We start from the raw sequence: 14,386 nt of genomic DNA, 5'->3' as shown, positions 1-14,386 counted from the left end.
GAGAACCCTTTGTTGCCGGCTGTCACAAAAGTGCCGGCCGGATGTCATCGCGGCGTCATAGAGGCAAAGTCGGGTTTGCGAAAGGGCAGGGCGGTCAGTGCGCCGCGTGCGTGCGACGATCAGTCCCGCCAGGGACCGATTTCGCCGACATCGCCGACTGCGCGATAGCGTACCGCGTCGTCGACCCACGCAACCTCCCACATCGGCGCTGGGCGCGCCCATTCGCCGATCACGAACAGCGGCAGCTTGTTTGCGGCGACGAAAGCAAGATCATCGGGAGTGGGGCCTGGGATGGTCGTTTCGTACCGCTGGTGAATGCGGATGACCGCGAGCGTCGTCGCGGGCGGCGCCGGAAGCGACTGGCGCACCGGAAAGCCCATGCTCGCGGCGACGGCGGGATAGCCTTTGTCGTCGCGGGCGATCAACAGCACCTTGTCGGCGTTCGCATAGGGCCCGCCGACCGCGCGGCCGACAACCTTGCGACCCGCAATCGCGGCAAATTCGCGCAAGTCGGTGTCGGCGACCGGCGACGGGCGCGCGGGCGCCGAAGCGGCCGCGGCTTCGGGAGGCGCGGGGGCGGGATCGGCGGCGAGCGCCGCGACGAACAGCAACGCGGCGATCAATGCGCTTCGCCCCAGCTCTTGCCGATGCCGACCTCGACCTCGAGCGGAACCGAGAGCTGGAGCGCCGGTTCGGCGGCGCCCGACATTACCGCGCGGATCACCGTGCCCGCGGCTTCGGCCTTGTCCTCGGGCGCTTCGAACACGAGTTCGTCATGGACCTGGAGCAGCATGCGGACGTCGGAGAGCCCCGCGTCGGCAAGCGCCTTCGGCATCCGCGCCATCGCGCGCTTGATCAGGTCGGCGCTCGTGCCCTGGATCGGCGCGTTGATCGCGGCGCGTTCGCTTCCCGCGCGCTCATTCTGGTTCGCCGCCTTGATGCGCGGGAACCAGGTCTTCCGGCCGAATAAAGTCTCGGTGTAACCCTTGGCGCGCACGCCTTCGAGCGTGTCGGTGATATAGTCCGAGATACCCGGGAAGCGCTCGAAATAGCGCGCGATCAGCGCCTGCGCCTCGTCGGGCGTGACTTCGAGCCGGCCCGCAAGGCCCCAACGCGATATACCATAGAGGATCGAGAAGTTGACCGTCTTGGCCTTGCCGCGCGTGTCGCGGTTGACCTCGCCGAACAATTCGATCGCGGTCGCGCTGTGGATGTCGTCGCCGCGCGCAAAGGCTTCCTTGAGTTCGGGGACGTCGGCCATATGCGCCGCGAGCCTGAGTTCGATCTGGCTATAGTCGGCGGCGATCAGCACATGGCCGGGCGCGGCGATAAATGCGTCGCGGATCTGGCGGCCGGTCTCGGTGCGGATCGGGATGTTCTGCAAGTTCGGGTCGGTCGACGACAAGCGCCCGGTCTGCGCGCCGACGAGGCTGTAGCTCGTGTGGACGCGCCCGGTCGTGGTGTTGATCTGCTGCTGCAGCGCGTCGGTATAGGTCGACTTCAGCTTCGCAAGCTGGCGCCATTCCAAAATCTTGCGCGCGATCGGCACCCCGTCGCGTTCCAATCGTTCGAGTTCGCTCTGGTCGGTCGACCAGTCGCCCGACTTGCCCTTGCGCCCGCCTTTGAGGCCGAGCTTGTCGAACAGGATTTCGCCGAGCTGCTTCGGGCTGCCGATCGCGAAGGGCTGGCCGGCGAGCCCGTGGATCTCGCCCTCGATGCGCAGCATCTCGTTGGCGAACTCGCCCGACAGGCGCGCGAGATATTCGCGGTCGACCCTGATCCCCGCGCGCTCCATCCCCTCGACGATCGAGGCGAGCGGGCGGTCGACCATCTCGTAGACGCGCGTCCCGCCCTCGATGGGCAGGCGCAGCTTGAGCAGCTTCCAGAGGCGAAGTGCGACGTCGGCATCCTCGGCGGCATATTCGGTCGCGCGGTCGAGTTGCACTTCGGCAAAGCTGATCTGCGATTTGCCCGTCCCGCACATTTCCTTGAAGGTCAGGCAGGTGTGATCGAGGTGGAGCTTCGCCAGCTCGTCGAGCCCATGCTGATGCTTGCCCGCGTCGAGCGCGAAGCTCATCACCAGCGTGTCGTCATAGGGCGCGACGGTGACGCCGTGTTGCGCCAGCACGCCGATGTCGTATTTCAGATTATGCCCGACCTTCAGCACCGCATCGTCGGCGAACAGCGCGTGCAGGCGCCCGATCGCGACGTCCATCGCGATCTGCTCGGGCTTTTCGGCGAACATGTCGGTGCCGCCATGGCCGAGCGGGATATAGCAGGCACGGCCGGGGGCGGTCGCCATGCTGACGCCAACGAGGCGGCCGGTGACGCTGTCGAGGCTCGCGGTTTCGGTGTCGACCCCGACGACATGCGCGGCGCGCGCTTCGGCTATCCAGCGGTCGAGCGCCTCGACCGTCGTCACGCACTCATAAGCCGACCGGTCGATGGGCGGCATCGCGGGCAGCGTCGGTGTCGAAGGCCCGGTGGGCGCGGCAACCGGCGCGGCACTCGCGCGCGGGAAGGTCGGCGGGCCGCCCGGCGTGGCGCCGAGGTCGAGCTTCGCCGACAGCGAGCGGAAGCCATGCTCATCGAGGAAGGTCTTGAGCGGCAGCGGCGGGATCGCCCCGAGCTTCAGCGTGTCGAGCGCGTCGGGCAGCGCGACATCGCGCTTGAGGTCGACGAGGATGCGCGACAGTTCGGCCATGCCGCGATGCTCGATCAGATTGTCGCGCAGCTTCGACGCCTTCATGCCCGCGGCGCCGTCGAGCGCAGCGGTGAGGTTGCCATATTCCTGGATCAGCTTGGTCGCGGTCTTCGGCCCAACGCCGCGTACGCCGGGCACATTGTCGACGCTGTCGCCCATCAGCGCGAGCACGTCGCCGACGAGATCGGGCGTGACGCCGAACTTCTCGTTCACGGCTTCGAGTCCGAGGCGCACATTCTTCATCGTGTCGAGCATGTCGACCTGCGGGCCTTCGCTGGGCTCGCGGATCAGCTGCATCAGATCCTTGTCCGACGACACGATCGTGACGTCCCAGCCTTCGCGCACCGCGGCCTCGGCATAGGAGGCGATCAGATCGTCGGCCTCGAAGCCCTCCATTTCGATGCACGGCAGCGAGAAGGCGCGCGTCGCGTCGCGGATCAGCGGGAATTGCGGACGCAGATCCTCGGGCGGCTCGGGCCGGTTCGCCTTATATTGATCGTAAATCGCGTTGCGGAACGACTGGCTCGAATGATCGAGGATCACCGCAAGGTGCGTCGGCCCGTCGGCGTCGTGCAGATCCTTCGCGAGCTTCCACAACATCGTCGTGTAGCCATAGACCGCGCCGACGGGCACCCCCTTGGGGTTCGTCAGCGGCGGCAGGCGGTGATAGGCGCGGAAGATGTAGCTGGAGCCATCGACCAGATAGAGGTGATTCTTCTCGGACATGGCGGGGATGTAGCAGCCGAGTTGCGAGCGGCCTAGGGCGCTGTTCCCGCTTTCGTCCTCTTCGCGTTGCGCCACCGCTCGACGCCCTGCCAGCCGAGCCACGCGGCAAGCGGCAGTCCCACCGCGCCGAGCATCAGCAGCTCCGACGACGCCTGCTCGACCGCCGCCGCCCCGATCGCGGCGAACAGCATCGCGACACCCAGATTGGCAATCGCCATGACGAGCGCAAAGCGCCCGAATGCCATCGCCGCGATCCCTCCAGCCATCGCGGTCAGTTCGCAAAGAAACGGCACGGGGCGCGAAAGGATGAGTGCGACCGGGCCGATGCGTTCGGCGAGTTCGTGCGCGCGGTCCAGATCGCCGGCGCTGAGGAAGCGCTTGGCGAGCGGCCGCGCTGCCCAGCGCCCGACCGCATAGCCCGCAAGGCTGCCACCCATCAGCCCGAGCCAGATGACGAGCGTGCCGACCGCGAATCCGAAAGCCGCCCCCGCCAGCGTATTGGTCACGCCATTGGGCACCGGCAGGAACACATCGAGCGTCAGCGCGCCAACGATCAACGCCGCGGCGGCGAGGGGACGCTCATCGGCCGCAGCGAGGACGCGGTCGCTCACCGCGACAAATTCCTCGCGGAAGATCAGCGGCATGCCGACGATCGACAACAGCAACGCCGCGATAACCAGCCAGCGGATCAGTGGGGAAGGGCGCTCGGCCATGCCCCTGCTTAGCGCGTCAGCCCCGATAGTCGATATGCAGCTTTGCCGCCGCCGCAACCGCCGCCGCGCGTGCGTCGTCGGTGCTGCCGCCCGCGACCTTGGCGAGCGCGACGCCCATGCGGCGATACGGCCGCGTCACCGGTTTGCCAAAGATGCGCGCATCGACGGCGGTTTCGGCGTTCGGCGGGGTCAGCGCCTCGGCGAGACCGGTGATCGCGAAATCGCTCGCATCGCGGTCGGCGAGCAGCACCGCGCTCGCGCTCGCGTCGGGCACCGCGATCGCCGGGATCGGCAGGCCGAGGATCGCGCGCGCGTGCAGGTCGAATTCGGACAGCGATTGCGAGATCAGCGTAACCATGCCGGTGTCGTGCGGGCGCGGCGAGAGTTCGGAGAAGATCACCTCGTCGCCCTTCACGAAATATTCGACCCCGAAAATGCCGTGGCCGCCGAGCGCATCGACGACCTTCGTCGCCATGTCCTGCGCCGCGGCGAGCGCGGCATCGGACATCGCGGCGGGCTGCCAGCTTTCGCGATAGTCGCCGCGTTCCTGCCGGTGGCCGATCGGCGGGCAGAAACTGACGCCGTCCTTGTGGCGAACGGTGAGCAGCGTGATCTCGTAATCGAAATCGATAAAGGCTTCCGCGATGACGCGCAGCCGGTCGCCGCGCATGCCCGCGGCGGCATAATCCCACGCCGCGTCGATGCCGCCCGCGTCCTTGACTGTGCTCTGGCCCTTGCCCGACGACGACATCACGGGTTTGACGACAAGCGGGAAGCCGATGCGTTCGGCGGCCGCGACCAGTTCCTCGCGCGACGTCGCATATTCGAAGGTCGAGGTCTTGAGGCCCAGTTCGCTCGCGGCGAGGTCGCGGATCGCGTCGCGGTTCATCGTCAGCTGCGCCGCGCGCGCCGAGGGAACGACGTGAAAGCCCTCGGCCTCGACTTCGGCGAGGATTTCGGTGCGGATCGCCTCGACCTCGGGCACGATATGATCGGGGCGATGCTTTTCGATAGTGGCGCGCAGCGCGTCGCCGTCGAGCATCGAAAACACCTCGTAGCCATCGGCAACCTGCATCGCGGGCGCGCCTTCATAGCTGTCGCACGCGATGACGCGGCATCCGAGCCGCTTCGCCGAAATCACGAACTCGCGGCCGAGTTCGCCCGAACCGAGGAGGAGGATGGTGGCGGTGGGGGTCATGCAAAAACTTTCCATCGACGTTGGGCGCAAGATTCGGGACGCATCGCTGCGCGGCCTCCGCCATATGGATTTCAGCATCAAAGTGCGACAGCGAATGACATCCAAAGGAACAACCCGTGACCCATTATTCCAAAACCATCTGGTCGCCGGTCGGCGAATTGACCCTCGTCGCCGATGACCGCGGACTCGCCGCCATCTTGTGGGAAAATGACAAGCCCGACCGTGTCCGGCTCGGCGCATTGACCGAAAAGGCCGACCATCCGGTCTTGCTCGAAACCGAGCGGCAGCTCGCGCAATATTTCGCCGGGACACGCCGCACCTTCGACGTGCCGCTATCGTTCGCCGGCACCGATTTCCAGAAGCGCGTCTGGGCCGCGCTGCTCGCTATCCCGTTCGGCGAGACGCGCAGCTATGGCGAGATCGCGGACCAGCTCGGCGCCCCCGGCGCATCGCGCGCGGTCGGCGCCGCCAATGGCCGCAACCCCATCTCGATCATCGCGCCATGCCACCGCGTCGTCGGATCGACCGGCAAGCTGACCGGTTTCGCCGGCGGGCTTGAGGCAAAGGCGTTCCTGCTCGATCTCGAACGAGCGGCCTAAAGATCGAGCGTGCGGATTTCGGGGATGAGCTTCCACCACAGCAATGCCCCCAGCAGCGACAGCACGGCGGCGGCCGCAAAGGCATAGCCATAGCCGCCAAGATAATCGACGATCAGCCCGGTGACGATCGGGCCGACGATGCCCGAAATATTGCCGAGCGCATTCTGCACCCCCATCCAGCTGCCCGCCGCGCGCGGCCCCGCGAAAATCTGCCCGACGGCGAAGATATTCGTGGCGATCAGCCCGGCACCGAAGCCTGCGACCGCCAGCCACAGCGCGAGCATCGCATAGCCATCCGCGACCGCGATGCCGGCGGTCGCCGTGCCGATGGCGAGCTGCCCCGCGATCATCAGCCAGCGGCGTACTTCGCCCTCATTGGCGCCTTTCGCGACCATGCGGTCGGACAGCCAGCCGCCCGCGAGCGCGACGACACCTTGCGTCGTGAAGCTCAGCGTCGTCAGCGCGGTCATCTCGCCGATCGAATAACCGCGCGTGTTGACGAGGTAGAGCGGCAGCCACGCGAGCAGGAAATAAAAGCCGTAGTTCGACAGGAAATGGACGGCGCTCATCTTCCACAGCGCCGGCACGCGAAGCAGACGGCGGATCGATACCCGCTCGCTCGCGGGCACTGTGCCCGCGCGTGCCCGCATCGACGCCGCGGCGAATTGCCAGGGGATGAGCCACAGCAAAGTCACCGCGCCGAAAATCCAGAAGACCGGCCGCCAGCCCCATTCGCCAAGGATCGCGCCGCCTGCGAGCACGCCGATGGCAGGGCCGAATGCGATCGCTGCGGACACCGACGCGTTCGCGATGCCGCGCCGCTCGACCGGCACTTCGGCAGCGAAAATCTTGCTGCTGCCCGGAAAGGCGATACTCTCGCCCAACCCGAGGAACAGCCGCAGGATGATCAGAGATATCAGTCCGCCCGCGAAACCGGTGAGCGCGGTGCTGATCGCCCAGATCGCCACGCCGAGTGCAAAGACGCGGTAGACGCAAAAGCGGTCGCAGAGCCAGCCGACGAACAGGCAGGCGGGGGCATAGACCCAGAAAAAGGCCGAGACCGCGAGGCCGAAGCCCGTAGCCGACAGCCCCAGCTCTTCCTTCATCAGCGGCGCGGCGACGCCGATCGCGCCGCGATCGACATAGTTGAGCAGGACCGAAAGCGCGATCAGGACGACGATCCACGTCACCCGTTTTCCGCCAGCCCGGCCTTCGATCGATTGTGTCGCCATATTCAAGCGCTCCCCTGCCCGGGGGCAGGGCTATCAGATGGGCGGTCGCGCGCCAGCGAAAATTGGCGCACGTTTGTTCAACGCATTCGCCAGCCGACCCGCTATTCTTTCCGCAACATCATGGGAGAAAGCAGATGGCCGCCACCGCACAAATCGAACGCCCCCTTTCCGTTGCCGCCCTGTTCGACCGCTATCATGTCGGCTGGGAAACGAAGGATCCCGACCTGATCGCTTCGCTCCATTCGGACGACACGGTCTTCGCGCTCCACGACGGCACCGAGCCTGTGACGGGACGCGAGCGGCTGCGCGAGCATTGCCGGCAATTGTTCGCGACCTTCGATTTCACGCAGGAAATGGGGCGGCGGCTCTACGGCGACGACCATTGGGTGTTCGAATGGACGATGCTGCTTGCGCTGACCGAACCGGGCGGCGCGCCTTTTGTTGCGCGCGTCGGGATGCTCGACGTCGTCACGCTGAACGATGCGGGCGAGGTGGTGCGCAAGGATGTCTATCCGAACGGGCGCGAGATGCACGGCGCGTTCGTGCGTGCCGGGATCGACCGTTAGCGGCGGCGCTTGCGCCCGGCGCTCGACCGGCAGATAGTCCCAGCGATGCCCGATCCCGTCTCCCCTTTCCGGAATTCGCTGCTGCCGGTCGACGCTCTGCTTGCGCCGCACGCCAATCCGGTCACCGGGATTTTGATGGGGCGCGGCGGCCCGCTGCGGTTGACGCTGGATGGTATGGTGGTCGAGGGCGACATGCTGCTGATCCGCCCCGGCGTCGTGCATGCCATCGCCTTGCCCGCGCGCGGCGCCGACATCCTCTATCTCGATGGTCTCGCCTTTCCGTTCGACGTTCCGCTGGCGCGCGCGCTCGACGGGAAGCTGGCTGAATTAGCGGGCACAGTGCTGGACGGTGCGGGCGATGCCGCCGACGAGCTGCGCGCGCGGTTGACCGTCGCTGCCGCTCCGCCATTGCCGCGCGTCGCCGACGCCGTGCGCGCGATCTACGCCGACCCGATGCGGCGGATGCCGCAGGACGAGCTGGCGCAGCGGCTCGGCATGGAACGCACGCGGGCGTTGCGCCTTTTCCGGGCGGCAACCGGGCAGGGCTTTCGCGAATTCAAGCGCTGGTCGGCGATGCAATTTGCCGCACAGCAGATGAAGCAGGGCGCGCTCGTTCGCACCGCGGCGATGGACGCGGGCTTTGCCGACACCGCGCATCTGTCGCGCGCCTTTCGCGAAACCTTTGGCCTGACGCCCAGCGCGGCGATAAATGCGCTCCCCTCATAGGAGGGTCAGGCGGGCCAGCGGTCGGTGTCGTGGTCCGGATGCTGGTGGTTGCTCGCCTTGATCGCGCCGACAAGGTCGCTCATCACTTCCTCGGTGGTGCCCTCGGCCTTGATCGGCAGGTCCTCGAATAGCGACAGCTGGCCTTCGGTCCCGAACTGGACTTGCGGCGGGAACGCCGACGGATCGTCGAACGACCCGGTCGTCAGATTGATATGCTTGCTCCCGGCATAATCATAGGTCAGCGGCGTCCCGCAATCGCGGCAGAAACCGCGCGCCGCCTTGTCCGAACTGTTGAAGGTCGCAGGCTCCCCGCGCGTCCATGTAATCGCGTCGCGCGGCACGCCGATCAGCGCGATAAAGAAATTGCCCGCCGCCTTCTGGCACATCCGGCAATGACAGATATGCGAGCTGTCGAGCACCGCGGTGACATGATAACGCACCGCGCCGCACTGGCAGCCGCCCGATGCTTCGGTTTCGATCCTGTCCATGACGCCTTGCTATCAAAGCTGGCGGGCACTCACAATCGCGCACGCGGGGAAGCGGTGCGCGGCGACGACGCGCCGCGCACCCACCCCGTCAGGCACCGTAGAGCTCGATGACTTCGGCGAGCGGGACATGGCCGAGGGAAAGGCCGCTACCCGGCGCCGTCGCGCCGCTTTCGAGCGCGGTGGCATAGGCGACGGCCGGGTCGGCCTCCAGCCTTGCGCGCAGCGCCGCGAGCTTCGGCCAGCGAATGGGCTCGGCGACCTCGTGAAACTCCAGCCAGCGCGCGACCCCGATGAACAGCGCATCGGCCAGCGTCGGCCGGTCGCCGACCAGATAGCGGCCTTCGCCGACCATTTCCTCCAGCCGGTCGTAGCGTTCGATCACCGCTTCCTTGCCCCATTCGCGGAGCGACGCTTGCAGCGCGGGGCGCGGCGGGTCCATTTCGAGCGCGACCCACAGCGGGGTGAAAGACCCAGTAAATCCGGTGTTGATGAACGCCATCAGCTGGGTCATCCGGTCGGCCTCGGGCGACAGCGGGTCGAAGCTGATGCGCCGTTCGCTGTCGCGCGCCGCGAACCAGCGCGCGATCGCCATCGTTTCGGTCAGGACATTGCCCTGATGGGTAATCAGCGCCGGGGTCTCGTGCCGGGCGTTGATGCGGGCATAGGCGGGCTCGCGCATTTCGCCGAGCATGTCGACGCGGCACAGGCGATAAGGTTTGCCCAGCCATTCGAGCGCCGCGACGAGGCCCATGGAACTTCCCAGCGGGAAGCCATAGATAAGGATCGGTTCCAATGTATTGCTCCATCTTCTTGAGGGGGAGCTGCGCAGCGAAACCAGATATAGGACGCGCCGTCGCCACGTAAATTACGCACCTTTTTGTAACCATGAGGCTCTGATGAAAGATCTGGTTTCGCGCTGTCCGATAGAGGAAGTGATGCAGGTGCTGAGCGGCCGCTGGCCGACCTTGCTCCTCTATTATCTCAGCGACGGAACCAAAAGGTTCAGCGACTTGCGCCGCGACAATCCGACGATCTCGCACAAGATGCTGATGCTCGAACTGCGCAAGCTCGAGGATGCGGGGATCGTCCAGCGCACCGAATTCGAAGGCTATCCCCGGCGGGTCGAATATGACCTGACCACCGACGGCGAACGGCTCGTGCCGCTGATCGACGCGCTCGGCGATTGGTGGGATGCCGTGGCGGGCGGTGCTGATGCCGACGCAGCTATCGTTGCTGCGACCAACGGTTGAAACCGCTCCGCAGCGGGGTCACTTCGCTTTTTGCGGGTGAAAAGTCTCGCCGCGCTTCAGCATCGCGACCATGTCGGCGATCTTCTTTTTCCGCCCGGTCTCGGTCTTGATTGTACCGAGGCGAAAGATCAGCGCGAAGCGGTTCTGCGCGGTCAGCTTTTCTAACATGGCCTTGGCCCGGGGTTCGGCGTCGATCGCCGCCTGCAAATCGTCCGGAATTTCCGATCCCTTGACGCGGTAGGCGCGATCCCAGCGGCCATCGGCCTTCGCGGCCTCGACCTGTTTCAGCCCATGCCCGGTCATCCGGCCCTCGGCGGTCAGGCGCGCGACATTGTCGATATTGATCTGGCTCCAGACGCTCTTCGGCCCACGCGGCGTATAGCGTTGCAGGAAGCTTTTTTCGTCGAAGGATTTGCGGATCGCGTCGATCCATCCCCAGCACAGCGCCGCGTGGATCGCCTGTTCGGGCGTGATCGACGCGAGGCCCGATTTGACCTTGTGGACCTTGATCCACACCTCGCGCTCGGTGGTGTGATGCGCGGCCAGCCAGTCATAGAAACCGTCCATGTCGACGAATTCGTGAACCTTGTTGGGATCTACCTCGACGGCGGCCATGACCCTGTCCCATTCATAAATTCACTCCGCCATAAGATATTGAAAATTAAAGAATAGTCAAAACCATTCGATTGCGTTCGAGTCTCGCGCTATGATCGGGGCTCTAGCCCCAGACCGCTCGCCGATAAATACCGCCAGTCGATTAAAGCGCGCGCCCACTATTACCTTGCTATGTCCGCTTCGCGCCCGGTCTCAGACACTCACCGCGACGACGGCTTCGATCTCCACCAGCGCATTGAAGTGCAGCGGACCGGAGGGAACGATCGATCGGGCGGGGCGGTGCGCGCCAAAAAACGCCGCATAGGCCCGGTTGACTTCGCCCCAATGCGCGACGTCGGTCACATAGACGGTGCAGCGGACAATGTCGTCCGGCGAAGCGCCAACCACACCGACAATCGCCGCAATGTTCCCGAGCGCAAAGTTGACCTGCTCGCCGACCGAACGGCTTTCGGGATCGGGTGTTTCGCCGGTCACGCCGAGCTGGCCCGAAACATAAAGCGTGTCGCGGTGCAACATGGCCTGGGCATAATGCCCGCCGGGGGGCGGCGCCGCCGCGCAGCGTATCTCTGTCATTTTCTGAACCTTCATCTCGATCTCCGAAAGTCCCTCACCATCCGCCGGTCCGCGGCCATTCTTCGGTCAGCACCCCGCCGCGCATCACGTCGTAGGAGGTGTAGGCGGCACAGGTCAGGCAGGCGTGATTGGGCAGGATGCGGACGACGCTGCCGATCGGCAGGCGTTTGAACCAGCTTTCGTCGGGCACGGGCACGCCGCCATGTTCCTGATGCACGGTCACGACCGTCAGCGATTCCAGCGGCTCGAGCGTGGCGGCGTCGCAGACCAGCCCATATCCGGCGTTCGGCATGAAGCGGTTGGCCCCGACATCCTTCGACAGCGCGAGCGCGCCGGCATCGAGGATCAGGCTGGGGCCGGCGCCGCGGCGCTGGTGGCCGATCACCGTCGCCAGCACCGAGACGGCAATATCCTCTTGCGCGCAGACGCCCCGCGACAATTGGGCAAGGTCGCAGAACAGGTAGATGCCCGCCCGCACTTCGGTCACGCCGCGCAATTGTTCGGCGAAAACCACCGTCGGGGTCGAGCCGACGCTGACGATGGGGCAGGTGTAACCGCGCGCGCGGAGCAATTCCGCCGATGCGACCGCCGCATGCCGCTCGACTTCGGCGAGCGCCCGGATCGGCGCGGGATCGTCGAACGCGTAGCTATGCCCCGCGTGGGTCATCACGCCCATCAATTCGAGTTGCGGCGAACAGGCCGCAATTACCCCCGCGATCGCGACAAGCTCTTCTGACGCCGGTTCGGTGCCGCTGCGGTGTTCGCCGCAATCGACCTCGATCAGGACGCCAAAGCGCGCGCCGAGCACCGCCGCGGCTTCGCCCATCGCAGTGGCGGCCTGCCCGTCGTCGACGACAAGCAGCAGCCGTGCGCCATGCTCGCGCTGGATATGATGGACGCGCGCCAGTTTTGCGGGCGCGATCGCGGTCGTGTAGAGGATGTCGCGCCAGCCCGCCGCGGCGAAATATTCGGCTTCAGCCAGCGTCGAGACCGTGATCGGCCCTTGCTCGCCGTTCGCCGCGATACGCGCGACGTCGGCCGACTTGGCCGTCTTCAGATGCGGGCGCAGCGTGACGCCCAGCGCGTCGCAGCGGGCGCGCATGCGCGCGGCGTTGCGCTCCAGCCGGTCCGCGTCGAGAATCAGGCGCGGGGTGTTCAATCCCGCGAACATCGTGGCCGCGCTCATCGGACCAACTCGCGCAGCGGATCGAGCGTATCGGCAATCAGGAACGGCCGCGCCGCGTCGGCGACAAAGGGCAGGCGGGCGCGGTTGTGCCAGAAAACCGGCATGCCGACGCCCGCCGCGCCGGGAATGTCCGCGGGCGAGCCCGCCACGAAAAGCGTCCGCGCCGGATCGGTGCCGAGCCGGTCCAGCACGGCGCGGTAGGATTCGGGTCGCGGTTTGTAATAGCCCGTTTCTTCGGATGTCAGGACAACGGAAAAAGTCACGCCGACCCGTTCCGCAGCCTGCCGCCCCAAAGCTGTCGAACAGTTCGTGATGACGCCGAGCGCGATGCCGCGCGCGCTGAGATCGGCAAGCAGCGGCGGCGCCTCCGGCCAGGGCTGGAGCGTGTTCCAGCCCGCAGTCAGCGCATCGGGTGCCGAGACCGCCACGCCCGCCTTGGCGGCCGCCTCGCGGACGAGATCCTCATAGGGGCGGTAAGCGCCGCAACCATAGGTCAGCTCGAGATAGGCGCGGCGCCAGCGCAGCCCGTCGCTCGCCGACCCGGCCGCCCGGTTCCAGACCGACCAGGAATCGAGAAGTGCGGTCAGAAGGTCGAAGACCACCGCTTCGACGGGAGCGAGCTGTTTCATAGATCGGGATCCAAATTCAATAATGATGCCCGGAGTCTGCGGCTCCACAGGCTTCGGGTCGGGGATTCCGCCGGATGGCGCCGAGCGATTAGCAACGCGGCCGCCCGGCCGGCAAATGCCCGTTGCTGATGGTTTCATGCCGCCGCGTATGGACGTCGTTCGCATGCGCCATTCCCGTCTATGCCGTCGCCAGCTTCCAGAATGCTTCGGCCGACGGCGATTGCCGGCCGCGCGGCCGATACAGCCGGACGTCGACCGGAATGTCCCAGCGCGCATCGCCCGCCCGCACCAACGCGCCGCGCTTCAGATCATCCGCGACGATGCTCAGCGGAAGCCAGGCCAGCCCCTTTCCATCCCTTGCCATCCGCGCGAGGATCAGCGTGTGCGACGTGAACACGGTCGTGAAATTCGCGCGCGTCGCACTGGCATCGAGCGTCGCCGACACGATACGGTCCATCCCTGAATCCGCGCCATAGGCCAGAAGATGGACCGGATGATCGGCGTCATCGGCGAGCGCGTGCAGCGGCGCTCCATCACTTTCGCGCGGCGCGCTGACCGGCACGAGCGCATCGGATTCGAGCGATATCGACTGGAAACCCGCCCCATCGAGAACCGACGGCGCGCCGGGATGGAAATAGCACAGGCAGAAATGCGCCTTGCCGCTGAGCATCATCTGTTCGGACGTGCCCATATTGTCGGCGGTCAGCTGGATCGGGATCGCGATATCGGTCATCGCCTGCAGCGTCGCGAGCCACTGCGGGAAGAAGTTCAGCGCCAGAGCGTGCGTGACCAGGATCTTGACCATCGACGCCGAGGTGCCGGCAATCTCCTGCACCTCGCGCCGGCCATGTTCGATATCGCGCAGAACGGTTTCGGCGATGACGGCGAAGCGCTTGCCGGCGGGGGTCAGCACCATCTGGTGCGTGCTGCGGTCGACAAGCTCCACGCCGAGCCATTCTTCGAGCGCGCGAATGCGGCGGCTGAAAGCCGGCTGCGTCACGCAGCGCGTCGATGCCGCGCGCGAGAAGTTGCCCGCGTGTATCAAGGCACCGAAATCCTCAAGCCATGCCAGTTCCATCACTCATGCCCCTTCGGCCTCTTGGGAAGTTGTAGTGCGGGGAGGGCGCCTGGCTACCCCTCCTGATGTGCATGGATTGATCCATTTTGCGCATTGGAGCTTG

General features: G+C 66.0%; 16 protein-coding genes. 4 read left to right on the top strand and 12 right to left on the bottom strand.

Going from position 1 to position 14,386, the window contains the following annotated elements:
• Positions 1 to 119: 119 nt before the first annotated feature.
• The 4 genes from ATE70_RS04120 to purT are packed head-to-tail and all read right to left on the bottom strand — an operon-like array spanning position 120 to position 5,341.
• On the bottom strand, positions 120 to 623 hold the full coding sequence (locus ATE70_RS04120) for a hypothetical protein (protein ID WP_058536681.1): 504 nt from the start codon (positions 621 to 623) through the stop codon (positions 120 to 122).
• The gene (polA, locus tag ATE70_RS04115) at positions 620 to 3,430 is read right to left on the bottom strand and encodes a DNA polymerase I (protein WP_058536680.1); all 2,811 of its coding nucleotides are present in this window, start codon (positions 3,428 to 3,430) and stop codon (positions 620 to 622) included. Before polA ends, ATE70_RS04120 begins: the two co-directional genes overlap by 4 nt.
• 32 nt (positions 3,431 to 3,462) lie before the next feature.
• Entirely contained in the window at positions 3,463 to 4,143 is a 681-nt protein-coding gene (locus ATE70_RS04110; protein WP_058536679.1) for a TVP38/TMEM64 family protein, read from the bottom strand.
• Positions 4,144 to 4,159: 16 nt separating this feature from the next.
• Complete coding sequence (purT, locus tag ATE70_RS04105) at positions 4,160 to 5,341, bottom strand: formate-dependent phosphoribosylglycinamide formyltransferase (RefSeq protein WP_058536678.1); 1,182 nt, start codon at positions 5,339 to 5,341, stop codon at positions 4,160 to 4,162.
• A gap of 116 nt (positions 5,342 to 5,457) precedes the next feature.
• Here purT and ATE70_RS04100 point away from each other — a divergent pair, with 116 nt between their 5' ends.
• On the top strand, positions 5,458 to 5,940 hold the full coding sequence (locus tag ATE70_RS04100; RefSeq protein ID WP_058536677.1) for a methylated-DNA--[protein]-cysteine S-methyltransferase: 483 nt from the start codon (positions 5,458 to 5,460) through the stop codon (positions 5,938 to 5,940).
• Here ATE70_RS04100 and ATE70_RS04095 read toward each other — a convergent pair.
• Positions 5,937 to 7,172 carry an MFS transporter gene (locus tag ATE70_RS04095; protein ID WP_058536676.1) on the bottom strand — a complete coding sequence of 412 codons (1,236 nt, stop codon included), beginning with the start codon at positions 7,170 to 7,172 and terminating at the stop codon, positions 5,937 to 5,939. The two genes, ATE70_RS04100 and ATE70_RS04095, sit on opposite strands and share 4 nt — an antisense overlap.
• Positions 7,173 to 7,306: 134 nt before the next feature.
• On the opposite strand from ATE70_RS04095, the gene ATE70_RS04090 reads away from it, so the two are divergent.
• Both ATE70_RS04090 and ATE70_RS04085 read left to right on the top strand, forming a co-directional pair.
• Positions 7,307 to 7,738: a nuclear transport factor 2 family protein gene (locus ATE70_RS04090; protein ID WP_058536675.1), complete on the top strand. Its 432-nt coding sequence runs from the start codon at positions 7,307 to 7,309 to the stop codon at positions 7,736 to 7,738.
• A 45-nt stretch (positions 7,739 to 7,783) separates the two neighbouring features.
• Positions 7,784 to 8,464, top strand: coding sequence for a helix-turn-helix transcriptional regulator (locus ATE70_RS04085; RefSeq protein WP_058536674.1), 681 nt, complete (start codon positions 7,784 to 7,786; stop codon positions 8,462 to 8,464).
• A 5-nt stretch (positions 8,465 to 8,469) separates the two neighbouring features.
• Here ATE70_RS04085 and ATE70_RS04080 read toward each other — a convergent pair whose 3' ends face one another.
• The gene (locus ATE70_RS04080) at positions 8,470 to 8,952 is read right to left on the bottom strand and encodes a GFA family protein (RefSeq protein WP_058536673.1); all 483 of its coding nucleotides are present in this window, start codon (positions 8,950 to 8,952) and stop codon (positions 8,470 to 8,472) included.
• A gap of 88 nt (positions 8,953 to 9,040) precedes the next feature.
• On the bottom strand, positions 9,041 to 9,745 hold the full coding sequence (locus ATE70_RS04075) for a glutathione S-transferase family protein (protein WP_058536672.1): 705 nt from the start codon (positions 9,743 to 9,745) through the stop codon (positions 9,041 to 9,043).
• 103 nt (positions 9,746 to 9,848) lie between these two features.
• On the opposite strand from ATE70_RS04075, the gene ATE70_RS04070 reads away from it, so the two are divergent.
• Entirely contained in the window at positions 9,849 to 10,202 is a 354-nt protein-coding gene (locus tag ATE70_RS04070; protein ID WP_058536671.1) for a winged helix-turn-helix transcriptional regulator, read from the top strand.
• Positions 10,203 to 10,220: 18 nt separating this feature from the next.
• Here ATE70_RS04070 and ATE70_RS25355 read toward each other — a convergent pair whose 3' ends face one another.
• From ATE70_RS25355 to ATE70_RS04045, 5 genes are all read right to left on the bottom strand, one after another.
• Positions 10,221 to 10,817, bottom strand: a complete 597-nt coding sequence (locus ATE70_RS25355; RefSeq protein WP_058536670.1) for a YdeI/OmpD-associated family protein — start codon at positions 10,815 to 10,817, stop codon at positions 10,221 to 10,223.
• Between the two features lie 192 nt (positions 10,818 to 11,009).
• Positions 11,010 to 11,390, bottom strand: coding sequence for a RidA family protein (locus tag ATE70_RS04060; protein ID WP_058536984.1), 381 nt, complete (start codon positions 11,388 to 11,390; stop codon positions 11,010 to 11,012).
• Between the two features lie 34 nt (positions 11,391 to 11,424).
• A complete protein-coding gene (locus ATE70_RS04055) occupies positions 11,425 to 12,576 on the bottom strand; it encodes an alanine racemase (RefSeq protein ID WP_058536669.1) in 1,152 nt (383 codons plus the stop codon).
• Positions 12,573 to 13,205 (bottom strand): HAD family hydrolase, encoded by a 633-nt coding sequence (locus tag ATE70_RS04050; protein WP_058536668.1) that lies wholly within the window; start codon positions 13,203 to 13,205, stop codon positions 12,573 to 12,575. Before ATE70_RS04050 ends, ATE70_RS04055 begins: the two co-directional genes overlap by 4 nt.
• Positions 13,206 to 13,383: 178 nt before the next feature.
• Entirely contained in the window at positions 13,384 to 14,283 is a 900-nt protein-coding gene (locus tag ATE70_RS04045) for a LysR family transcriptional regulator (protein ID WP_058536667.1), read from the bottom strand.
• Positions 14,284 to 14,386: the final 103 nt, after the last annotated feature.

Origin of the sequence: Sphingopyxis sp. H053 (genome assembly GCF_001468225.1) — a bacterium.
In the GTDB taxonomy this organism is placed as follows: Bacteria; Pseudomonadota; Alphaproteobacteria; order Sphingomonadales; family Sphingomonadaceae; genus Sphingopyxis.
This window is presented reverse-complemented; position numbering and strand designations above follow the sequence as displayed.

Excerpts from the sequence above, each read along its gene's own strand:
- ATE70_RS04095 (WP_058536676.1), bottom strand. The coding sequence starts at position 7,172 with ATGGCGACACAATCGATCGAAGGCCGGGCTGGCGGAAAACGGGTGACG.
- ATE70_RS04090 (WP_058536675.1), top strand. The coding sequence starts at position 7,307 with ATGGCCGCCACCGCACAAATCGAACGCCCCCTTTCCGTTGCCGCCCTG.
- purT (WP_058536678.1), bottom strand. The coding sequence starts at position 5,341 with ATGACCCCCACCGCCACCATCCTCCTCCTCGGTTCGGGCGAACTCGGC.
- ATE70_RS04055 (WP_058536669.1), bottom strand. The coding sequence starts at position 12,576 with ATGAGCGCGGCCACGATGTTCGCGGGATTGAACACCCCGCGCCTGATT.
- ATE70_RS04045 (WP_058536667.1), bottom strand. The coding sequence starts at position 14,283 with ATGGAACTGGCATGGCTTGAGGATTTCGGTGCCTTGATACACGCGGGC.
- ATE70_RS25355 (WP_058536670.1), bottom strand. The coding sequence starts at position 10,817 with ATGGCCGCCGTCGAGGTAGATCCCAACAAGGTTCACGAATTCGTCGAC.
- ATE70_RS04080 (WP_058536673.1), bottom strand. The coding sequence starts at position 8,952 with ATGGACAGGATCGAAACCGAAGCATCGGGCGGCTGCCAGTGCGGCGCG.
- ATE70_RS04060 (WP_058536984.1), bottom strand. The coding sequence starts at position 11,390 with ATGACAGAGATACGCTGCGCGGCGGCGCCGCCCCCCGGCGGGCATTAT.
- polA (WP_058536680.1), bottom strand. The coding sequence starts at position 3,430 with ATGTCCGAGAAGAATCACCTCTATCTGGTCGATGGCTCCAGCTACATC.
- ATE70_RS04110 (WP_058536679.1), bottom strand. The coding sequence starts at position 4,143 with ATGGCCGAGCGCCCTTCCCCACTGATCCGCTGGCTGGTTATCGCGGCG.
- ATE70_RS04085 (WP_058536674.1), top strand. The coding sequence starts at position 7,784 with ATGCCCGATCCCGTCTCCCCTTTCCGGAATTCGCTGCTGCCGGTCGAC.
- ATE70_RS04050 (WP_058536668.1), bottom strand. The coding sequence starts at position 13,205 with ATGAAACAGCTCGCTCCCGTCGAAGCGGTGGTCTTCGACCTTCTGACC.
- ATE70_RS04070 (WP_058536671.1), top strand. The coding sequence starts at position 9,849 with ATGAAAGATCTGGTTTCGCGCTGTCCGATAGAGGAAGTGATGCAGGTG.